Source organism: Pseudoalteromonas agarivorans (assembly GCF_024518735.1).
Classification (GTDB): Bacteria; Pseudomonadota; Gammaproteobacteria; order Enterobacterales; family Alteromonadaceae; genus Pseudoalteromonas; species Pseudoalteromonas atlantica.
Genome location: NZ_JANIGJ010000003.1, coordinates 408,148 through 430,617 on the forward strand (window position 1 = coordinate 408,148; position 22,470 = coordinate 430,617).

At 41.8% G+C, this 22,470-nt stretch carries 21 protein-coding genes; 12 read left to right on the forward strand and 9 right to left on the reverse strand.

What is annotated here, in order from left to right; genetic code table 11:
- The 5 genes from ispG (at window position 1) to der (ending at window position 6,166) form a co-directional block, all read left to right on the forward strand.
- The gene (gene ispG, locus NQT65_RS08475) at window positions 1-1,119 is read left to right on the forward strand and encodes a flavodoxin-dependent (E)-4-hydroxy-3-methylbut-2-enyl-diphosphate synthase (RefSeq protein WP_004586992.1); all 1,119 of its coding nucleotides are present in this window, start codon (window positions 1-3) and stop codon (window positions 1,117-1,119) included.
- Between the two features lie 396 nt (window positions 1,120-1,515).
- Window positions 1,516-2,796, forward strand: coding sequence for a histidine--tRNA ligase (hisS, locus tag NQT65_RS08480; RefSeq protein WP_256850935.1), 1,281 nt, complete (start codon window positions 1,516-1,518; stop codon window positions 2,794-2,796).
- 19 nt (window positions 2,797-2,815) lie between these two features.
- Window positions 2,816-3,436, forward strand: coding sequence for a YfgM family protein (locus NQT65_RS08485; RefSeq protein WP_256850936.1), 621 nt, complete (start codon window positions 2,816-2,818; stop codon window positions 3,434-3,436).
- A 10-nt stretch (window positions 3,437-3,446) separates the two neighbouring features.
- On the forward strand, window positions 3,447-4,625 hold the full coding sequence (gene bamB / locus NQT65_RS08490; RefSeq protein ID WP_004586989.1) for an outer membrane protein assembly factor BamB: 1,179 nt from the start codon (window positions 3,447-3,449) through the stop codon (window positions 4,623-4,625).
- A 74-nt stretch (window positions 4,626-4,699) separates the two neighbouring features.
- Window positions 4,700-6,166, forward strand: a complete 1,467-nt coding sequence (gene der, locus NQT65_RS08495) for a ribosome biogenesis GTPase Der (RefSeq protein WP_004586988.1) — start codon at window positions 4,700-4,702, stop codon at window positions 6,164-6,166.
- 108 nt (window positions 6,167-6,274) lie between these two features.
- Here the strand turns inward: der and NQT65_RS08500 are convergent, their stop codons facing one another.
- Together NQT65_RS08500 and NQT65_RS08505 are read right to left on the reverse strand one after the other, a co-directional pair.
- Complete coding sequence (locus NQT65_RS08500) at window positions 6,275-6,775, reverse strand: TFIIB-type zinc ribbon-containing protein (RefSeq protein WP_256850937.1); 501 nt, start codon at window positions 6,773-6,775, stop codon at window positions 6,275-6,277.
- Window positions 6,776-6,808: 33 nt separating this feature from the next.
- Window positions 6,809-7,396: a DUF4202 domain-containing protein gene (locus NQT65_RS08505; RefSeq protein WP_126009485.1), complete on the reverse strand. Its 588-nt coding sequence runs from the start codon at window positions 7,394-7,396 to the stop codon at window positions 6,809-6,811.
- Between the two features lie 217 nt (window positions 7,397-7,613).
- Here NQT65_RS08505 and NQT65_RS08510 point away from each other — a divergent pair, with 217 nt between their 5' ends.
- Both NQT65_RS08510 and NQT65_RS08515 read left to right on the forward strand, forming a co-directional pair.
- Window positions 7,614-9,341, forward strand: a complete 1,728-nt coding sequence (locus tag NQT65_RS08510) for a DUF885 domain-containing protein (protein ID WP_256850938.1) — start codon at window positions 7,614-7,616, stop codon at window positions 9,339-9,341.
- A 142-nt stretch (window positions 9,342-9,483) separates the two neighbouring features.
- Entirely contained in the window at window positions 9,484-10,791 is a 1,308-nt protein-coding gene (locus NQT65_RS08515; RefSeq protein ID WP_256850939.1) for a DASH family cryptochrome, read from the forward strand.
- A gap of 26 nt (window positions 10,792-10,817) precedes the next feature.
- Here the strand turns inward: NQT65_RS08515 and NQT65_RS08520 are convergent, their stop codons facing one another.
- Window positions 10,818-11,894, reverse strand: a complete 1,077-nt coding sequence (locus NQT65_RS08520; RefSeq protein WP_256850940.1) for a YeiH family protein — start codon at window positions 11,892-11,894, stop codon at window positions 10,818-10,820.
- A gap of 122 nt (window positions 11,895-12,016) precedes the next feature.
- Here NQT65_RS08520 and NQT65_RS08525 point away from each other — a divergent pair, with 122 nt between their 5' ends.
- Window positions 12,017-12,895, forward strand: a complete 879-nt coding sequence (locus NQT65_RS08525; protein ID WP_256850941.1) for a LysR family transcriptional regulator — start codon at window positions 12,017-12,019, stop codon at window positions 12,893-12,895.
- Window positions 12,896-13,190: 295 nt separating this feature from the next.
- Here the strand turns inward: NQT65_RS08525 and NQT65_RS08530 are convergent, their stop codons facing one another.
- The 3 genes from NQT65_RS08530 to NQT65_RS08540 all read right to left on the reverse strand — a co-directional run bounded on the left by NQT65_RS08530 (window position 13,191) and on the right by NQT65_RS08540 (window position 14,315).
- Window positions 13,191-13,424, reverse strand: coding sequence for a hypothetical protein (locus NQT65_RS08530; RefSeq protein WP_256850942.1), 234 nt, complete (start codon window positions 13,422-13,424; stop codon window positions 13,191-13,193).
- A gap of 9 nt (window positions 13,425-13,433) precedes the next feature.
- The gene (locus NQT65_RS08535; protein ID WP_248443359.1) at window positions 13,434-13,715 is read right to left on the reverse strand and encodes a hypothetical protein; all 282 of its coding nucleotides are present in this window, start codon (window positions 13,713-13,715) and stop codon (window positions 13,434-13,436) included.
- Window positions 13,716-13,856: 141 nt separating this feature from the next.
- Entirely contained in the window at window positions 13,857-14,315 is a 459-nt protein-coding gene (locus NQT65_RS08540; protein ID WP_338128531.1) for a TlpA family protein disulfide reductase, read from the reverse strand.
- Between the two features lie 128 nt (window positions 14,316-14,443).
- Here NQT65_RS08540 and NQT65_RS08545 point away from each other — a divergent pair, with 128 nt between their 5' ends.
- The 4 genes from NQT65_RS08545 (at window position 14,444) to NQT65_RS08560 (ending at window position 19,676) form a co-directional block, all read left to right on the forward strand.
- Window positions 14,444-16,999: a CotH kinase family protein gene (locus NQT65_RS08545; RefSeq protein ID WP_256850944.1), complete on the forward strand. Its 2,556-nt coding sequence runs from the start codon at window positions 14,444-14,446 to the stop codon at window positions 16,997-16,999.
- 77 nt (window positions 17,000-17,076) lie between these two features.
- The gene (locus tag NQT65_RS08550; protein WP_256850945.1) at window positions 17,077-17,994 is read left to right on the forward strand and encodes a polyphosphate polymerase domain-containing protein; all 918 of its coding nucleotides are present in this window, start codon (window positions 17,077-17,079) and stop codon (window positions 17,992-17,994) included.
- A 1-nt stretch (window position 17,995) separates the two neighbouring features.
- Window positions 17,996-18,595 (forward strand): DUF4956 domain-containing protein, encoded by a 600-nt coding sequence (locus NQT65_RS08555; RefSeq protein WP_256850946.1) that lies wholly within the window; start codon window positions 17,996-17,998, stop codon window positions 18,593-18,595.
- A complete protein-coding gene (locus NQT65_RS08560; protein WP_256850947.1) occupies window positions 18,585-19,676 on the forward strand; it encodes an OprO/OprP family phosphate-selective porin in 1,092 nt (363 codons plus the stop codon). The genes NQT65_RS08555 and NQT65_RS08560 overlap by 11 nt, the downstream gene beginning before the upstream one ends.
- A 392-nt stretch (window positions 19,677-20,068) precedes the next feature.
- Here NQT65_RS08560 and NQT65_RS08565 read toward each other — a convergent pair whose 3' ends face one another.
- The 3 genes from NQT65_RS08565 to NQT65_RS08575 form a co-directional block, all read right to left on the reverse strand.
- On the reverse strand, window positions 20,069-20,950 hold the full coding sequence (locus NQT65_RS08565) for an NAD-dependent epimerase/dehydratase family protein (protein ID WP_256850948.1): 882 nt from the start codon (window positions 20,948-20,950) through the stop codon (window positions 20,069-20,071).
- A 128-nt stretch (window positions 20,951-21,078) separates the two neighbouring features.
- Window positions 21,079-21,627, reverse strand: a complete 549-nt coding sequence (locus NQT65_RS08570) for a hypothetical protein (RefSeq protein WP_256850949.1) — start codon at window positions 21,625-21,627, stop codon at window positions 21,079-21,081.
- A 79-nt stretch (window positions 21,628-21,706) separates the two neighbouring features.
- Entirely contained in the window at window positions 21,707-22,147 is a 441-nt protein-coding gene (locus NQT65_RS08575; RefSeq protein WP_256850950.1) for a DUF4145 domain-containing protein, read from the reverse strand.
- Window positions 22,148-22,470: the final 323 nt, after the last annotated feature.

The window sequence follows — 22,470 nt, forward strand, 5'->3', positions numbered from 1 at the left end:
ATGTTTTCAGAATCTCCAATTAAACGCAGAAAATCAACCCGCATCAATGTAGGCAACGTGCCTATTGGTGACGGTGCCCCTATTGCCGTGCAGTCGATGACCAATACCGACACCATGGATATAGATGCCACGGTAGCGCAAATTCAAGCAATACAAGATGCCGGCGCCGATATAGTGCGTGTATCTGTACCAACTATGGATGCAGCAGAAGCGTTTAAAAGTATAAAAGAGCAAGTTAGTATACCGCTTGTAGCCGATATTCACTTTGATTACCGCATAGCGTTAAAAGTGGCAAAATATGGCGTAGATTGCCTACGTATAAACCCAGGAAATATAGGCAGTGAAGAGCGTATTAGAGCCGTTGTAGACTCAGCACGCGAGCATAATATCCCTATTCGTATTGGTGTAAATGGCGGCTCATTAGAGCGCGACCTACAAGAAAAATACGGCGAGCCAACTCCCGAAGCATTACTTGAATCAGCAATGCGCCATGTAGATATATTACGCCGCCTTGATTTTGACCAATTTAAAATATCGGTAAAAGCATCAGACGTATTTTTAGCTGTAGGCGCTTATCGCTTACTTGCTAAAGAAATAGATCAACCCCTGCATTTAGGGATCACCGAAGCCGGCGGCATGCGCTCAGGTTCGGTTAAATCGGCTGTAGGCTTAGGCATGTTACTTGCCGAAGGTATTGGCGATACGCTACGTGTATCACTTGCTGCCGACCCAGTTCAAGAAATCAAAGTAGGTTTTGATATTTTAAAATCGCTGCGTATACGCTCACGCGGTATTAACTTTATTGCCTGCCCTAGCTGCTCACGTCAAGAGTTTGATGTAGTGAGCACCATGAACCAGCTTGAAGAGCGCCTAGAAGATGTTGTTGAGCCAATGTCTGTTTCGGTAATTGGTTGTGTCGTTAACGGCCCAGGCGAAGCCCTAGTTAGTGATATTGGCCTTGCCGGTGCAAACCGCCGCTCAGGTTTATACATTAATGGCGAGCGTCAAAAAGCGCGTATTGATAACAACAACATTGTTGACCAGCTTGAAGGCTACGTGCGCGACTTTATTGCTCAAAAAGAGCAGCAAACACCTATCGACATTAAAATAGTCGAATAAATACCGTATAAAGCGCCAAACCACGGTGTTTGGCGTTTACCTTTATAGCTAGAGGATACCCAAACGACCCCAAGATACAGAATTCAGCGTTTCACAGGCTCTTAATATCAAGGCGTTACTTTGCAAGAATGGCAATCCCTTTTAAAAAGTAACAACGATGAGAGTAAGTGTCTGTGAACCGCCCAACGGGTTGGTTTAAAAGCGATTTATACTGCGTTATTGATTTTAATAATAGAACCACTATTACTTTCAATCAATGCCTTGCCTAAATCGCTTTTAATTCAAACGACGCTCGCATCATGGGGTCATTTGGGTATATAATGACGGGTCAATTTTTAGCATTCTTGTTGTGTAAGCATTTTTTTATTACACATAAACAGTAATTAGGATTTATCAGTGGCAAAACAAATTCAGGCAGTTCGCGGTATGAACGATTGTCTGCCGGGCGACACGCAAGTTTGGCAGAAAGTAGAAAACATTTTACGCGAGACAGTAGCATCGTTCGGTTATCAAGAAATTCGTTTTCCTATTGTAGAATCAACCGACTTATTTAAACGCTCTATTGGTGAAGTAACCGATATAGTAGAAAAAGAAATGTATACCTTTGCCGATCGTAACGGCGACATGCTAACCCTTCGCCCAGAAGGCACCGCAGTGTGTGTACGTGCAGGTAACCAAAATGGCTTGCTTTATAACCAAGAACAGCGCCTGTGGTACATGGGCCCGATGTTTCGTCATGAGCGCCCTCAAAAAGGCCGCTACCGTCAGTTTCACCAATTTGGTTTAGAAACATTTGGTATTGCCACAGCCGACATAGACGCAGAAGTTATTTTACTTACCGCGCAATTATGGAAAGCATTTGGCATTAACGAACACGTACGTTTAGAGCTTAACTCGTTAGGCTCAAGCGAAGCACGTGCTGATTACCGCGATGCACTCGTCGCCTACCTTGAACAGCATACCGACGTGCTTGATGAAGATTCAAAGCGCCGTATGTACTCAAACCCATTACGTGTACTTGATAGCAAAAACCCAGACGTGCAAGCAATCTTAGTGGATGCGCCTAAATTGTCTGAGCATTTAGATGCTGAATCAAAAGAACATTTTGCAAATTTATGTGAACGTTTAGACGCAGCTGGCGTCATATACACGGTTAATGAAAAGTTAGTACGTGGTTTAGACTACTACAACCGCACAGTATTTGAATGGGTAACAGATAGCCTAGGCGCACAAGGTACAGTGTGTGCTGGCGGACGCTACGATGGCTTAGTTGAGCAACTTGGCGGCAAAGCAACGCCCGCAGTTGGTTTTGCTATGGGTCTAGAGCGCTTAGTACTGTTACTACAAGCACTTGAGTGTGTAGGTGACATTCGCCGCAATGCTGATGTATATTTAGCGGCAATGGGCGACAAAGCCAGCGTACAAGCCCCAGCCATTGCAGCGCAACTGCGTAGCGACGTACCCGGTTTACGCGTTATGGTGCATGCCGGCGGCGGTAACTTTAAAAAACAACTAAAACGAGCTGATAAAAGCGATGCACTAGTGGCTGTTATTATTGGCGAAGATGAATTAGAAAAAGGCGTTGTGACCATAAAATATTTACGTGAGCGTAAAGAGCAAGTCACACTAGAATTAGAACAAGCTAAAGCGCTATTAGCTGAGCTTATCAATAGCTAAGCTAACTTAAGAGGTAATAATGGACATTTATTCAACAGAAGAACAACAAGCAGAAGCCATTAAGCGCTTTTTTCGCGAAAACGGTATTTCACTTGCGCTAGGTGTAATTGTAGGTTTAGGCGGCTTATACGGTTGGAAAGCATACAACCAAAACCAAATTACAACTGCTGAGCAAGCGTCTGACGAATATACAACACTTGTACAAAGTGACGATGTACTTGGCGCAGCCGATACATTCATTAAAAACAACCAAGACACAAGCTATGCAACTTTAGCCGCTTTTGTTGCGGCAAAAGACGCTGTTGATGCAAAAAAATTAGACCTTGCTAGCGAAAAACTTAGCTGGATTGTTACAAACGCCCAAAGCGAAGAGCTTAAAGCCATTGCCATTACGCGTTTAGCACGTATTCAACTTGCGCAAAGTAAATTTGACGAAGCCCTAAATACATTAAACTCACCCCTACCTGAGGCATATAACGCCAATGTAGCTGAGCTAAAAGGCGATATTTACATTGCACAAGGTAATAAAGACCAAGCTCGCACTGCGTATCAAGCAGCTGCCGATGCAGGCGGTTTAACAACAAACCCTTTATTACAAATTAAATTAGACGACCTAGCAGTAACTAGCCCAGCGGCATAAGGTTTTAGGTATGAAAAAAATAACAACAGCAACTCTAGCACTGTGCATGGCAACGCTAATGGGTTGTTCATCAAGTGATGACGAAGACGAGTTAGTACTTCCTGAAATTGTTAATCAATTTGAAACAGACGTAGTGTGGCAAGAGTCGGTTGGCAGTGGTGTAGAACATTATTTTTCTCGCTTATCGCCTGCTGTATACAAAGACACTATTTATGTAGCTAGCCGCGAAGGCCAAATTGAAGCGCTTTCGCTTACCAATGGCGACACGTTATGGGAAACCGACGTACGTGAAGACTTATCGTTTTGGCCATGGTCAGATAACGGCACAGCTAAATTATCAGGCGGTATATTACAAGCTTATGGTAAAATTTACGTCGGCTCTGAGCACGGATTTATTATTGCCCTTGACCGCGAAACGGGTGAAGAAGTATGGCGTAAAAATGTGCCAGGCGAAGCGTTATCAAAACCAGCTGCGGGCGATGGCCTAATTTTTGTTAATTTAGGCTCGGGTAAACTATTAGCACTGCACCCAGATACAGGCGAAGAACGCTGGAACTTCGAACAAGAAGTACCACCGCTTACATTGCGTGGCCAAAGCTCACCAACAGTTGCAAACGGTGGTGTGTTAGTAGGCTTAGAAACAGGTAAATTAAGTGTACTCATTTCTGAGAGCGGTTATTCAGCATGGAGTGCAGAAATTGCCGTTGCTAAAGGCGCATCAGAATTTGAGCGTTTGGTTGATGTAGACACACAACCAATTATTAGCGGCCCTTACGCTTATGCTATTGCATACAACGGTAACCTAGCAGCGGTAGATATTCGCTCAGGCAATGTTGTATGGAAACGTGAATACAGCAGCTACCGCGAAATAGCGATGGATGCACAAACTATTTACCTAGTAGATAGCGAAGGCGTAATTTACGCATTAGATAAAAATTCAGGTATTGAACGTTGGAGCCAACCCGCTCTACGTGGTTGGTACCTAACAGGCCCTGCAGTTGCAGGTAGCCACTTAGCTTTAGGTGACCAAGAAGGTAACCTACATTGGCTAAACAAAGACACTGGCGAGTTAGTATCTCGTGAAGAATTTGACAGCTCAGGCTTTTTTGTTGAGCCGGTTGTAGCCGACGACAAGCTAATTTTATACACCCGTGATGGTGAAGTTAGTGTGGTAAACACCCCTAACTAACTAGCTAACACTTAAAGGTTTTTTGTAAGGCTTCGCACTGCGAAGCCTTTTGTTGTTTTTTAAAGAGGTAGTTTATGCTTCCCGTGATCGCTCTAGTTGGGCGACCCAATGTGGGCAAATCCACATTATTTAACCGTTTAACACGTACTCGTGATGCACTCGTAGCCGATTTTCCAGGTTTAACACGAGATAGAAAATATGGCCAAGCTAATTACGATGGCTATGAATTTATCGTGGTAGACACGGGTGGTATTGATGGCTCTGAAGAAGGCATCGAAACCGAAATGGCCGACCAGTCGTTACTTGCCATTGAAGAAGCCGATATTGTGTTGTTTTTGGTTGATGCCCGCGTAGGCATGACCGTTGCTGACCAAGCAATTGCTAATCACTTGCGCAAGCAAGAGAAAAAAAGCTTTGTGGTTGCCAACAAAACAGATGGCATTGACGCCGACTCAAACTGTGCTGAATTTTATCAATTATCATTAGGTAATATTCACCATATTGCAGCAGCACATGGGCGTGGTATTACTCAGCTTTTAGAGCACACTTTACAGCCTGTAATTGCAGAGCTTGCAGCACTAGATGAAGACGTTGCTGATGACGATGAAGAGTTAATCGACCTTTATCAAGAAGCTGAAGGCGACGATACAGACCACCAAGCGTTTGCCGATAAACCAGTAAAACTGGCTATTATTGGTCGTCCTAACGTAGGTAAGTCTACACTTACAAACCGTATACTCGGTGAAGAACGTGTAATTGTATACGATATGCCAGGCACCACCCGCGACTCTATTTATATTCCGATGACTCGAAACGACAAAGAATATATTTTAATAGATACCGCAGGTGTTCGTAAGCGTAAAAAAGTAAGCGACGTAGTTGAAAAGTTCTCAGTAATTAAAACGCTTCAAGCTATTGAAGATGCAAACGTTGTATTACTGGTTGTTGATGCTCGCGATGGTATTTCTGATCAAGACTTAAGCTTATTAGGTTTTGCGCTTAACTCAGGTCGTTCATTGGTTATTGCCGTGAACAAATGGGATGGGCTTGATGATTACGTTAAAGACCGTATTAAAACAGAGCTTGATCGCCGTTTAGGTTTTATTGATTTTGCACGCTTACACTTTATATCTGCACTTCACGGTACAGGTGTTGGCCATTTATTTGAATCGGTTGATGAAGCGTACGAGTCAGCAACTAAACGTATTAGCACCGCAATGCTACGCCGTATTATGGACATGGCACAGGCAGATCATCAGCCACCACTTGTTCGTGGTCGTCGTGTTAAGCTTAAATATGCGCATGCCGGTGGTTATAACCCGCCACGCATTGTAATTCACGGTAACCAAGTTCACGATTTACCAGATAGCTACAAACGCTACCTGATGAACTACTACCGTAAAGCACTTAAAATTATGGGCACCCCGATCAAAATTGAATTTAGAGAAGGTGATAACCCATTTGCAGGGCGTACTAACAAAGTAACGCTTTCGCAAAAACGTAAAATACGTGCCTTTGCCAAAGAAAACCGTAATAAATAAATTCGTTAGAGTTAATTTACTACAAAAAAACGGCTTACTTTTTAGTACGCCGTTTTTTATGCTTTATACCAATTAGCTTAATTAAGTGATTTATTTTGAGGCTTGGTATTAAAGATTAAGTAATGCCAATTGCACCAGCCGTTCAACGGTGGTGTCTTGGCTATTTTTAGGCGCTTTGGGGTAATACTTAGATTTTGGCGGCTTAATAGATATAAACCCATGATTGGTGGCCATTTCGTGCGCTAACAGCTTTCGCTCTTTCGGTGTTAGGTGGTTTTCGTGTATTTTTGCAAGCTCCCCACTATCAAGCCATATGCCAGCGCAACCTGGGCACTCGTCTATCTCAACCACTTTGAGCGGTGAAAAATACCGGCGCATCATCACTATGCTTGCGCACTTTGGGCAATTTACTCGCGATGATACATCGCCCTCACCTTCAATGTAATTACTCAAATACTTAAGTAATACCTGACCATGCTTTAACTCTGGCGAGCTAAACTTAAAAATTTGGCTGTTATCAAAAAATACGCCGCCTTGCGCTGACGTAAAAACAGTAATGCCGCCAACAAGTAAAGGTTCAAGTGGCGTATTGCTACGAGGACAATACATTTAAAATTCCTTTTTATTTTAAATTTTTATTATTTACTCAAGCGCTTTATGAATAAGCCCAACAAGCGGCGCTGGCAATGTAATATTACCTGCAAGTACAAACTCATGCGCGTCATCTGACATTTTTTGCCATGTACGGCGAATAATACCTATCCATTTTTGCTCATCGTAATCAGGCTTACTATTAGCAAACCCGAGCATGTAATGCTCAATAAATACCAGGCTTGCTACGTCTTCTACTAATTGGCTATCAGGGTTACGTTTAATATTTTTTTTAGCAACTGCATCGTACACTCTGTTTTGCTCAGCATCGCTGTACCCAGCTTGCTGCATAAGCGCAACAACACTACTTGCATGAAATATATAAAGCGCACTGCGCCACTGATGATAGCCTTGCTTGTTCATTGCAAAGTCGCTACGCGGCGATTGCCAACGTTGTATATGCTGCCCACGCACTGCAATTTGCATAAGCTCGTCAGCACCTGGGTTAAAACGGCTAAGCATATCGCTCATACGCTGTGAGTATAAATACTCTTTTGGAAAACTTTCTCCATTGTGCTGCTCAGTATTCGGGTCTTGGTTATTAGCTTCATCAATCAGCGTTATTACTTTATTAAACATGACGGTCATTTTTTATAGTAAGTTTTTATCATTCTAAACGCTGATAAAACAATAAACTAGTGCGCCACTCAGTTACGCAGTGAAATTTGTTCAATCAAAAGGTAAAGCCTAGAGGTACATGTTATAAAAGTAAGCGCATTGATTAAGTTAACTTGGTACTATATTGAGCACAAATTAAAATAAAAAAGCGCGACTAACTCGCCAATAACGGATCACTATGTTTAAAAAACGTATTTTAGCTATTTGCTTAGCAGCCACCTCGCTACCAAGCCTTGCCGACAGTAACAGCGACTTAAAAACCATTATTGATAACCACTGGCAAAATGCTAAAGCTGAAAAAATATTTTTTCGAACCGATCCAGACGGCTGGAAACCAAACGGCACATTACCAAATTGGAGCGAGCAAGCCATTGCTAAGCGCCAAGCCTATAACAACAGCGTATTAAAAAGCTTAGCCAACATTGACCCTAAAACGCTCAACAACGAGCAGCTAATGAACTACCGCTTATTTAAATATGAGCGAGAAACCGAGCAGCAAAGCTACCTTTATCAAGATAAGTATTTCCCGGTAAACTTTTTAAGTGGCTGGCATACCTACTTTGCAGAAGCACCCGCTAATATGGCTTTTTTAACAGCTGATGATTACAACGCATTTTTAATCAGCCTTGCCGACTACCCGCGCTTTAATCAGCAAAATATTGATTTAATGAAAGAAGGAATAAAAACAGGATTTACCCATTACTGTAAAACCTTTGAAAATTACAGCCAAAGCATTAGCGCGCACATAGTCAAAAACCCCGAAAACAGCGCCCTTTACGAACCCTTTACACGTATACCTAATACCTTTAGTGCATCGCAAAAAGCAAACTTAAAACAAAAAGCCCAAGCCGTAATTAAAGATAAAGTAATTCCTGCGTATCAGCATTTTTACGACTTTTTTGAAAATGACTATATGCCACATTGTAGAGCGCAGCCGGGCATAGCAAGCGTTAAAGGCGGGCTTGACTACTACAAGTACACAGTTAATTACTACACCACAACAAACGCCACACCCAAACAAATACACCAACTAGGCCTTAAAGAAGTCGCGCGTATTAAAGCGCAAATGCAAAATATTATTGATGAAGTAGGCTTTGATGGCACCTATAGTGAGTTTTTAGAATTTTTAGCAACCGATGAGCAATTTTATGCAAAAGACGCGCAAGACTTGCTAGAAAAAACCGCGTTTATAACGCAAAAAATGTATGGTAAATTGCCCACTTACTTTGGCCACTTACCGCGTAACACCTTTACTATTAAGGGCTCAGCAAGTCGTGGGGCGTTTTATATGCCACCGCCAGATAACCGCTCACCAGGTACTTACTTTTTAGCCTCAACACCTAAACTGCAGCCTTTATATAATTTAGAAGCACTTAGTCTGCACGAAGCCATACCCGGGCACCATTTACAAAACGCCATTGCTATGGAGCTAAATGTCCCCGAATTTAGACGCACACTTAGCCACTCTGCATTTGGCGAAGGTTGGGCACTATACACAGAACGCTTAGGTAAAGAAGCCGGCTTTTATCAAAACCCATACAGCGACTTTGGTCGTTTAGGCTACGAAATGTGGCGTGCAGTGCGCTTAGTGGTTGATACCGGTATTCATGCCTTTGGTTGGAGCCGCCAAAAAGCAATTGATTTCTTAGCCAGTCACACCGCTTTACCACAAAGTGCGGTGGAAGATCAGATAGATCGTTACATTTCATGGCCAGGCCAAGCGCTCTCTTACAAAATGGGCGAAATAAAAATACGCGAACTGCGCACAAAAGCCGAAAAAGAACTCGGCGCTCAATTTGATATACGCAGCTTTCACGACACTGTTATTGGCCAAGGCTCATTGCCTATGGCAGTGCTTGAAGACGTTATAAACGATTGGATAGCAAAACAAAAACCAGTAAGTTAAAACAATACTTTTAAACACGACTTTTAAACACTAAAGGGCGGTAAGTTTATCGCCCTTTTCAAACCGCATTAAACACCTCAAAACTAATCCCTATCCGCTTTTGCTTCGTAAACTTAATGATTACAAAAACCAGAGCATAAGTATGAGCAAACGCATTTTATATTGGCTACAAAACGATTTACGCCTAACCGACAACCCAATTTTTAGTGACCTTATGTTGCAGCAATGCGCGCTTGATATTGTATTTGTTATTAACCCGCACTGGTTTAAAAATAATAACTACCAACAAAAACCTTACGGCATACACAAACAGCAATTTTTAATGCAAAGCTTGTACGAACTACAACAAGCACTTATTGAGCGCGGGCAAACCCTGCATGTGCTTGAGGGCGAACCCGTATCGCTTTTAAAAGCGCGTATTAATGAGCAAAATATTGATGAAGTTGTATACAGCGAACAAGTTGGCGTGTACGAGCAACGCAAAATAAGCTTACTCAAAGCACATTGCCCCAATACACAATTTACAGGGTCGCAGCAAGACACGCTCTTTAAGCAAAGTGACCTCCCCTTTGATTTAAGCGAATTACCTAAACACTTTACCCCGTTTCGTAAAAAGGTAGAGGCCGCTAATAGCCCTATTACACCAACAACTTTGCCAAACGGTTTGCTCCCTAAGCCAATAATTTTATGTGCAAAAAAACCTATAGAACGTATAACAAATAAAGGCGTAATGTATGGCGGGCTTAACAGTGCGCAAGCTCATTTAAAGCAATACTTTGCAGGCGCAATGCCAAGTACTTATAAAACGACTCGCAACGAACTTGATGGCTTTAACAACACCACCAAATTTAGTACTTGGCTTGCCTTTGGCTGTATAAGTGCAAAACAAGTTTACAAAGCCGTAGAAAATTACGAGCAATGCAATACGGCAAACGAGTCTACTTATTGGATTAAATTTGAACTACTATGGCGAGAGTATTTTAAATGGCATGCACTTAAAGCAGGTAACAGCCTGTTTAGCTTTAAAGGGCAAAAACAAACTAAACCGCTGACTACTTTTACACCTACACGCTTTGCTGCTTGGTGTAACGGCACAACGCCTTATCCGCTTGTAAATGCCATTATGAAAGAACTAAACACTACGGGTTACATTTCAAACCGAGCAAGGCAAATTACAGCAAGCTGTTTAGTAAACGAGCTTGGCCTTGATTGGCGATACGGCGCAGCCTATTTTGAGCAACAACTTATTGATTACGATGTAGCAGCAAACTGGGGCAACTGGCAGTACATAGCCGGTGTGGGGGTTGATCCGCGTGGCGGCCGCCACTTTAATATACAAAAGCAAACGGCGCAGTTTGATCCAAATGGTATTTATACCAATAAATGGCACGGGCACAGTAATAAAACACAGCAGCTCGATCACTTAAACGAAGTAGATTGGCCTATTTAAGCCAATCTACCTCCACCAGGTTATATTTAAAACAGCTGCGCAATACCTATATTAATGGCAAAGCCAGCTAAGGTTAAAAACAAAAATAAACAACCTGCTAATAACAGTGGTTTTATACCCGCTTGGCGAATAGCGCCAACATGTGTACGCAGCCCAAGTGCGACCATGGCAATGGTAAGTAGTATATTATCAAACCATATAATAGCGCTTGTAGTACCTTGCGGAATAACCGATAACGAATGCACGCCACTTGCCACTATAAATAACACTGCAAACCAAGGGATTGTAATTCCTGATTTTTGCTCGCCGCCATGTGCGTTTATGTTTGCATGCTTTTTACTTTGCCAAAACGATAAGCCTACTAAAAATGGCGCAAGCATCATTACGCGTAGCATTTTTTCAATCACGGCGGTGTCGGCCGCATTGGCACTTACCGCAGTCCCTGCTGCTACCACTTGTGCAACTTCATGAATGGTTGAACCAACAAAAATACCGTACGCATGCTCACTCACACCCATATATTCAAACATAATTGGGTAGGCAAACATACTTAACGTGCCAAACACCACAACCGTTGCCACCGCTACAGATACTTTATGCGCTTGTGCTTTTATAACTGGCTCAGTTGCCATTACCGCTGCGGCGCCACAAATAGAGCTACCCGCACCTATTAGTATGGTTGTTTGTTCATCAAGCTTAAAAACGCGCTTACCTAGCTGTACTGCTAATATAAACGTACCTAGCAACATCACCACATCGGTTAATAGGCCATGCCAACCTACACCCGCTACTTGCGCAAAAGTAATCCTAAACCCAAATAAAATAACGCCCGCTTTGAGTAATATACTTTTAGCGTAATCAACGCCTACATCGGTACGCGTAGCAATGCGCGCAAACACGCTGTTGCCCACAATAATGCCAAGCACAATACCAATTGTTAAGGAGCTAAATTGCGCACTTTGCATTATAGGTAACTTACTTAATGCAACAGATGCCCCCGCTAACACAACCACCAGCAGCATACCTAACCACCAGCGCGTATCGCCGTATTGCTTAGTATTAATACCTATAGGCTGAAAACTATTTTTAATAGCGCTAAGCATAATATTCCCTCACTTAAACCAAGTTGATGTGTTGACTTAATTGTAAAAAAGCCCAAAATATAACTCCAATATATTAAAATCATGATTTGATAACTTAAAGTTATACAATTTGAGGTTGTTCAATGAACTTACATGCACTTAGGGTGTTTTATACAGTGGCTAAATTGGGTAGCTTTTCAGGCGCAGCCGAAGCGCTTTTTATAAGCCAGCCCGCTGTTTCTAAAGCGCTAAAAGAGCTAGAGCATCAGTTAAACATTCAACTTATTGAACGTGCATCTAAGGGTAAAAAGCTCACCCTAAGCGAGGGCGGCCAAGCCTTGTATGATCACGCCCGCAGTATTTTTGCTATCGAAAAAGCCGCCATTGAAGATATTAAATCGCGAACAGGGCTTAAGCGCGGTACATTAGTTATAGGCACCAGCACCACCATTGCCAGTTATTGGCTACCGCCTTATTTAGCCAAATTTTGTGCGCAGTACCCGCATATAAAAGTAGAAGTACAAGTGGCAAATACCGCACACATTGAACACGCACTACTCGAGTGCACCATTGATTTAGCGCTGGTTGAAGGCACACCTACCGAGCCGCACATTATTAGTAAGCACTGGCAAAATGATTTAATGAGTGTGGTTATACCGAGCAACTTTAAGCCCACTAAAGACTTAACAGCATGGTTAAATAAGCAGTTTTGGTTATTACGTGAGCCAGGCTCTGGCACGTTAGAAATGTCGGTAAAGTTATTAGCACAACATGGCGTACAGGCTGAGCAAAGTATGCAATTAGGCAGCAACGAAGCCATAGCTAGGGCCGTTGCTCAAGGTATGGGGGTCGCTTTATTGCCAAACGTAGTCACAGAAGATTTAGTGCAGTTAGGTAAATTAACACGCCTGAGCCAAAAAAATAACAAGCAACTCTCTCGGCCGCTATACCAACTGCATTATAAAGACAGACCGTCTTCGCATGCTGCGCAAGCATTCGAAAAAAGCCTGTTTAGTGAATAGTGATTATGTGAGTAAAATTAGAATTGAGCTGTAAGTCGTGTATATATAAGAAGCTGAAGGTCGAAGCATTATTGTTTGTTCTGCTTTGACTACAAATGCTTCTTAGCATATGAGCTCAGTGCTCTGCTTGACTCATATAAATCGAGGGCAATTTGAAACCAATGTGTCCAATGAATATTGTTACTCTTTTTGAGCAAGGAGATCATTTCTTTAAGCGTATCTGAGTAAAAACCTTAGATTACTCATAAATCATAATGCAAAAGCTGGTGCAAACTGTTAAGCGCTGGCTGATTTTTTATGTTTTTTTGAGTCTTATTTTTTCCCATAAAGCCCTCAGATTAATACCGATTCCCATAAAATTTGGTTTCAATTCTACTATTTTTTCTTCAATTTTCGATTCTTTGGAATTAACTCCAGCCTCATTACCTTTGGCTTTAAAACCTTCAACATTTTTGACTTTAGCTAAGGTTTTTTTTGAGGTCTTATTGTTCTTTAAATCAACATCTTTTGAATCTTCTATATCGAACATTGACATATCCTATCCTTTGCTATTCAAGTACCCTATATACCATCTAACTATTTGTGCAATAGCTGAAAGACGGAACGATGTATTTGCTTGACTAACATCATCTGTACAGTTGGAGGCTTTTAATCCTCTGACCTGCCTTGCCTTTACCCCCGTATTAACATTTAAAAATTTTGCGCCAGTAATTTGTACATCATCGCTATTAGAAATATCAATACCAGTTTTAAGGTTAGAGAATCCACCATCAATTATTGTAACATCCCTACAGTTGTCTAATTTTATTCCAATAGACACTGGACTACCCCTTTAAATATAATCTAACATTTTAACAGTACGAAAATCGCACACATCTCTGGCGATGCTAGTCCATTTTTCTACATTCATACAGTTTTAACAAATTGCCTAAGGTATTACTATCAAAAAGATATTTTATATTTACAAACCCTGCGTTAAATCTTGTGCCAGTGTGCCCGTTGGTTTTTCAATTACGCGTACTAACTCTTTACCATTATCTTTTACTATAAACGTTGGCGTGTATTGCAAGTCGTGCGCCTGTGCTATTCCGGCGTCGTCTTGCTTGTTGTAACCCACGGCCACATATTTAACGCTTGCAAGTTTTACCTTAGACGCATCAAGTAACTTAATAAGCTTTGGGACTTCGCGTTGGCTGTCGTGACACCAAGTGCCAAATAATACAACTAATGCCTTGCCTTCTAGCTTTTGCATTAAGGCTATATCTTGCTCGGTTGGCGTAAATGCGTTGTACTGCTTATTAAACTTATCGTAATCGCTTAATAGTACATCAGTTGTAATGTCGCCCGAAAATGGCGCAGTAGCGGCAGTACTTACAAGCGGCATGCTTAACGCGCACAATAAAATTAATTGTTTAAACATAAGGTTAAAGTAACTTTTAAAGTGAGTAATTAAGCTCACTATACTGAATATTACTGAATGTTTACACATTGTTTGCACCTTCTATTTTTATAGTTTGCCCACTTTAATAAAATAATAAGCGTGCATACATGAATATAAAACCTTTTATATTTTATTCAGTTATCGCCTCTACTACATTTTTATATGGCTGTGGCGGTACTGAGCAAACAACCGATAGCAGCACAGAGCAAACTGATTCATCATCAACAACCACCTCAACGGGCTTAGTTATTAATGAAATTGTCGCAAGCCCAAGCGATACCACCTACGACTGGATTGAGCTATACGCCACTGAAGATATAGCCGACTTATCGGTATTTTCACTTGTTGATGATAACGCCGACAGAGAGCCTCAAGCTTTACCTGCAGTAGCGCTTTCCCAAGGTGAGTTTATTGTTATTCAAGCCATTGATGAAACCGACACCCCGCCCGATAGCGGCTATTACGTTACCTTTAAACTAGGGAGCGACGATGCGGTTACATTATACGAGGACGGCACTGCGGTGTCTGTACTTGATTGGGAAGAAGGCGAAGCCGCTGAAGGTTTTAGTTACGGCTTATACACAGATGGCACCGGCACCGCGCAAACACTAACGCCCACAGAGGGCGCAGCTAACCAAACAGCCGATACCTCTACACTTGTTACAACGCTAATTGCTGAAGATGCACCACTTCGTATAAACGAAGTAGTAGCAAAAGACAGCAGCGGCGACGAGGACTGGATAGAGCTTTATGTAACAAGCAGTAGCGATGTTTATTTAGCCGACTACACACTAAGTGATGACAATAACGAGCAATTTGCTCTACCTGATATTACGTTATCGCCTGGTGAGTTTTACCGCATTTACGCAAGCACCGATGATTTAGGCGACCTGCCAAGCGTAGCGTTTAAATTAGGCGCAAGCGATACCGTCAGCCTTTACAGTAACAATGTAATTATAGAGCAGTTATCGTGGAATAAAGGCCAAGCGCTAAGTGGTTACAGCTATGGCCGCTACCCAGATGGCAGCGATGCAACTACAGTACTCACTCCAACAGAGCTTAGCTCAAACAGCCAAGCAACCCACGGGCCACTTGTTATTAACGAAATAGTGGCAAGCGCCGCAGATAATGGCAGTGATTGGTTTGAGCTATACAACAACAGCGAAAATACAATTAACTTAGCCAACTACCACGTTATTGATGAAAGCGACGACATAGACCCCGTAACCCTGCCCGACATAGATTTATACGCAGGTGAATACATTACTATTTATGCCACCGATGAAGACCCAGGCACTTACTACGTCCCTTTTAAACTAGGCAAAGAAGACGAGCTAAACTTAATACTCAACGATGAAGTAATTGACTACATTGACTGGGACGAAAGTGATGTAGCCACAGGCTTTAGTTACGGCCTAAGTAGCAGTACGGGCTTTACTCATGCGTTTTTAACACCTACCCCAAGTAGTGAAAATACAGTTGCAACCGCCTTTACACCTTCGGCCGTTAATACGCTTTCTATTACAATTAGCGATGAAAACTGGCAAGACATTCTAGATAACCCACTTGATGAGCAGTACCACGAAACCGCTATTACCTTTAATGGGGTAACACTCGATAGCGTGGCTATTCGCACTAAAGGCGGCTCAAGTTTAAGCAGCGTTGCCAACTCTAGCAGCGACCGTTACAGCTTTAAGGTCGATATTAACGAATATGTGTCGGGGCAAAAGTTTTTTGGGCTAAAAAAATTCACACTACAAAACTCGTTTAACGACCCGTCGTACATGCGTGAAGTAATCGCCTACGAGCTTATGGATGAAATGGGCGTGCCAACGCCTGAGCATGCTTACGTTAACTTTTATGTAAACGGCGAACTATTTGGTTTGTATTTAATGGTAGAAGCCGTAGATGGCGAATTTGTTGAAAAACACTTTACCAACAGTAATGGCGATTTATACAAGCCAGATGGCACAGGCAGCGATTTATTATGGCTAGGTGACGACATACAAAGTTACACCGATATAAACCTACAAACCAACGAAGACACCACCGATAACGGCGCCTTTATTAACTTTGTAGAATCGCTTGATAAAGGCGAAACCAGCGCCATAGATATAGACACGCTGCTGCGTTATATGTCGGTTAGTACTTCACTATCTAATTTAGATAGCTACCACGGCCCGCTTGCACATAACTATTATATTTACGATGACGATGGCGTATTTAGCATTTTACCGTGGGATTTTAACGAGTCATTTGGCACATTTAACATGGATTGTAATAGCGTAGATGTAAGAGAGCTCTACATTGATGAGCCAGTAAGCGGGGCATTAAGCGAGCGTCCATTAATTGCTAATGTATTTGCCGAGCAAAGCCACCTCGATACGTACCACAGTTACTTAACGCAGCTTATTAATGGCTCACTTTCAAGCGACACATTTAACGCACGCGTAAATGAAATAGCCGATTTAATTCGTGAGCACGTACAAAACGACCCAACTAGCTTTTATGGCTCAACCTACTTTGAGCAAAACCTAACCTCTACCACGGGGCAGTTTTACGGCTTAACCTCGTTTATGGAGTACCGCGTAGCAAATATGGCCGCGCAGCTTGATGGCACATTGCCCTCAGCGGGTGATGGCAGCGGATTTTGCTCTAGATAAACAACCCATCCTTCATGCGGTGTCAGCACACTGGCACTGCACTCTATTACTTTGCAATTTAATAATCTGAGAAAATTATGACAATTCAAGCACGTTTTAAGGATGAACTTTTTGAAAAGGATACTTCAATCTCACCAGTAGCAATTACTGCAATAAACACTAAAAATAAGCAGGCTCAGCCTCAAGAGTCAAACGCGCATGGCTCATTAACAAGCTTAATTAACGAGTTACTTATTCCGTTTGAAGGTTACGGATTAAACGATCTTAATAACGCTAATTTAATGAACCGTGTAGACAGCAAGTTTATGCTGCCACTGTCTTTTTTACCTGAGCTACTTACTCATATACAAGGCCAGTACCGTGTACTTGATATACAAGGCAAGCGTTTATTCTCTTATTATAATCAGTACTTTGATACACCCGAACTTGATTTATATAAAGCCCACCATAACGGTAAGCTTAATCGCTACAAAGTACGCCAAAGGCGCTACGTTGATACAGCCACCGAATACCTAGAAGTAAAACTAAAAAACAACCAGAGCCGCACAGTAAAAACACGTATAAAGCTCGCGCAAACTAACAACGAGCAAGCTAACAGCACGGCGTTTATTAAAGAGCAAATGAAAAACAGCTTTGCACATTTAAACGTAACCCAGCAAAGCGGCTATAACCGCATAGCCCTAGCTAACGAAGAAAAAGCCGAGCGTTTAACGCTTGATTTTAACCTGTGGTACAACACCCCAAAAGGCGATAACAAAATAACCTTACCGGGCTTTTTTATTGCCGAGCTTAAACAAAGTAAAAAAACAAAACGCTCGCCATTTTATAAACTTATGAGCAAACACCACATATTCCCAGCCTCGTTTAGTAAATACTGCATTGGCTGTGCTTTGCTCTACCCCGAGCGCTTAAAAGTAAACCGCTTTAAACCTGTTTTAGCCCGTTTAAAACACCTTAACCGCACTAACCCCCTTTTACCTTTAGAGAATAATTAAAATGACCAAATTAGATCTTATTTTTCTTTCCCGCTTTTTAGTAAACATCCTATCGCTGGCTGTACTTTGCTATGGCTGTTACTTTCGCGTAAGTAAAAATGCAGTGGTAGCAGGCTCGTTTATTTTATTTGGCGTAGGCGTTTTTATTATTACCTTTTTGCTGCACGGCGTTGATATGTCGATGGAATTTGCATTTGGCCTATTTGCCGTATTTACCATGCTAAGGTATCGCACTGAGTCTATTTCGATTAAAGAAATGACCTACTTATTTCTTGTTACTGCCATTGCTTTACTGACCTCTGTAGGGCAAATGAGCTTAATTGAGCTAAGCATTCTTAACGGTATTATTTGCTTAATTGCCTTTTTGATTGACTCAAGCGTATTTGTAAAACGCTACGAAGTACAAAGCGTTTGCTACGAGCGCATAGAAAACATAAGCCCGCAAAACCAAGCCACACTAATCGATGATTTAAAACAGCGCACAGGCCTAAACGTCGTTGCCGTAGATATAGAACACATCGACTTTTTAAGAGACGTAGCGCAACTAAAAGTAAGTTACTTAGCCGAAAAACAAACAAAGGCAGCCCAACATGACCTCTAAACAAACGATTACTTATGCGGCACTTTCAGCGCTTTGCTTTGTTAGTAACACAAGCTTTGCCAAAATTAACGACGATATAGACCTAAGCGGCTATATCATGCTCGACTACAACAAGTTTGATACCTCTTTGTTAGAGGGGCAATACGACAGCAGCAGCTCAGAAAGTACCTCTGAAATACGCCGCGCACGCCTAAGTTTTAAATCAGACATAAGCAAAGACTGGAAAAGTAAATTTCAGCTTGGCTTTGCCGATGGCGAAACCGAAATAAAAGACGCCTACCTAGAATACTCTGGCTGGAAATATGCCGATTTAACCATAGGCCAACAAAAAGAAGGTTTTGGCCTAGAAAAACTAACTAGCTCGCGTAAATTACTAATGCTTGAGCGTAGCATGATAAGCGAAGCGTTTTCACCAGGACGCAGCTTAGGTATTAGCCTTTCCGGGGACATAGCCTCAGTAAATTGGCAACTTGGTTATTATCAGCCCGACGAAGACGAAGCAACATCAGCTATTACAGGGCGGGTAGCTTGGGTGCCGTGGCAGCAAGATACCAACCTTTTACACCTAGGCATCGCCTTTAGTGAAAGGCAGTACGACGGTAACGAATTTAGAGTAAATGAACCTCTTGAGGTTTATACCGCCGACTCATTAATAGAAGGCGATAAAATTAATGCAGATAGCCTTTCGCAACAAGGCGTAGAGCTACTATGGCTTAAAGATAGATTTACCATGATGGCCGAGTGGCAACAAGCACAAGTAACCAGTATTGAAAATACAACTAACGATTACGAAGGCGGCTATTTGCAATTTGGTTATCAGCTATCGGGCGGATACCGTAAGTATAAAAACGCAAAACTAGGCGCAAGCTCAGAGCCAGGCTGGGAAATTACAGGCCGCTACAGCCTACTTAAGCTCAAGCAAGAAAACCAAGACGCAAAAACCTACGCCCTCGGCGTTAACTACACCGTAAACAAAAACATAAAGTTTATGGCCGACTACATTAAAGCCGACTACTTTGATGCAGGCGGTACTATCACATCGGGCAATGCAATCTCATTAAGGCTGCAGTATTCGTTTTAATGCGTTTGGTGTTTAGTAGGTTAGCAAAACTATAAAGCCCTGTGTTAAACGTTGCGTTTAATACAGGGGCTTATTTTAATAGAGCTGTTATAAACTCTCTAAAGGTTACTTATCAGGCTTGTACTTATTCCACTAATTACAGTAAGGGATTTAAGTTTACCTGTTCACTAATTAATATCGTTCAATAAAAATGAACACCAGCATTTAGTGAACAAAAGATGGACAAGGGCTAATACAGGCAGCTATCGAAAAACTAAACTTGCAAACGAGTTTAGGCACAAAGCAATAAACTTTTAAAAAAGAGTGTACTGAGGGCGAACACGCTTTGCCTGATGTTAAAAGCAATGCATAGTAAAAACGCTGCCCATGCCGAATCACTCTTAATTGCTTTGTTAGCTGCGTTTCAAAATTGGCAATACTTCAGGTATTTCAGTATCTAACATTTCCAAAACGCTTTTAAAACCATGTATAGGTAACCACCCTAATTTGTCACATGCTGATGATGAATCATATACGCGATCTAAGCTTTGAGGTAGTTGCCAATCTCTTTGTTTAAATGCTAGCGCGATGTCAGGACATTGCCGCTCGATGACAGATGCAGCATCAGTATATAGCGCTTCACAATCAGAAAGTTGAAAAGGTGTAGCGCCTGAGATTATAAAACGATTAAAACCACTTAAGCGTTTTTCCACAGAACATAAATGAGCGTTTGCTACATCACGAGCATCTATGCCACGAGTAAGGCGAAATACTGCCATTAAATCCGCAGGTTCAGGAAAACATCTCGACATTTGCAGCACAGTAACTGGAAGCTGAAACAACTTTGAAATTTCTTCTAGCTTAGCTTCAGCCGCAATTTTACTTTTATGATAAATCGACTTGGGTTGAGGTGTGACGTCTTCATTTATCCAACCTGCAATACCTTTAGGTGTTGAAGCATAGCCGTACAATGCAGTAGTGCTGGTAAAAATAAAGTGCTTAATACCTGCTTTTAATCCAGCCAGAGCGAGTTTCTCGGTCGCGTCTACATTGATAGACTGAAACTCTGAATCAGGTACTAAACCCACATGAGGGGCGTGTAATGCGGCTGTATGAATAACGACATCAACATTTTTAAGAGCCCGCTCAATCAGATCACTATCAAGAATATCACCAATGTAATCGGCTGTTGAGCAAGGCGTTTTATCAATGCCGACCACGTCATGGGTGCGCATTAATTTAATATAGATTGCACGCCCGACTCTACCGGCAGAGCCTGTTACTAAAATTCTCACTATGACACCTTACTAATGATTAGTCTCAAAGCAACTAACACCCCGCTTAGGGGCAATAACACGTGGGCTAAAATTTGGAGCGAAGCGACTGAGCCCACGTGTTATTGTCCCAGGGAGCTTGCGACCGACTACAGCGGTTTGTTAGGCGTTTTTAAACTAATTTTCTTCTTATTTGAAAGTTCTGACATTTGTGTTAATGGGTCTAGAAGGGCTTTGACCGCCACATCAATTTCTTCATCTTCATATCCCAAATTACGCAGCATAGAAATTTGGTTAGCTAATATTTTTTGCTGCCCAGCTTGTTCCTTGAGTTTGTTCATTTCTGCTTTATGCCGGTTTTCTTCTCGCTTAGCCTCTTTATCAAGTTTGTTGGCATAAAATAAATCTCTAATTAATCCCCTTAATTGAACTAGTATTTTATCAATACCAAGTAGGTTGAAGTCACCCGGGGAATGTATTTCAATGGATTTAACAGTTAGCCTATGTTCATCTTTAACTCTAGATAGTGAACCATTTAAGGCTGGCTTCAACTTAACGATACGCTGTTTTTCATTAATATCATCTAAAACAGCTAGACGATTATATAAGATATTTAGTTGATGAAAAAAACTGTAAAAGTCCTCAACTAACCAATCTTCGACAGCATCAAAACCAATTTCAGAAAATTCTTCAGACATTTTTATTTCCTACAGCGCCTAACGCCCGCGTAATAGGCGCGAGCTTGCGAGCGTCCTAATTGACGCGCTTGTTATACGTTTATGAGTCACGCTTTTCAATTGCCTCTAAAGCACCAGACGGTAGTGCTTCGTAAAGTGCTTTAACTTCATTCGGGCGCGTAATTCTGTCATGTACAATCAAGTTAATTAGTTTAAAAAGTGAATGAGCTATTTCCGGACTATCGTCTAAATCTATTTCGCCCGGATGAACCGCGTTGTTACCTACAACGCGACAAATATCTAGAGATTGCTGAATTAACGGTGGTAGACCTTGTTTAACTAGTTCAGCAATATCTGCATTAATGTTTTTACCTGCTTGCCCAAACTCAATCATCAACTGTTGAAGGCAAAGCCTAAGCAAAGCTGCTGCACCCTTAGGTGATACACCAACGACATCTCTAGCTTCTATAAATATTTTTTTGCAGCTATCCGGCATGTCTGATGCAGGTAACTCCACAGATCCTGTGCTAGGAATAAGCATGCGCTGCTCATTCCAATATGCAACCTCGTTACAATGAGCACACCTGCTGATACTTAAGTCAGTGTCAAAGTGCTGTTGCCATAAAGAATAGTAGCAATCAGCCCAAGACAGACGGGCATATACACCGCAATAAGGGCAATTGAATTCTTCTTTTCTATACTCTGGTGAATAATGAGTCATAACTTCCCTTTACGTATAACATTTTAGTATTTATGCGACACGCTGTTTGTGTTGCATAATCGCTTGTTGGACTGAGCCGCTACCTGCTCGGTGTGTCAGAGTTGGTGTTGTTTATGCTATGGGAATTTGCTTTTTGGAGGCTC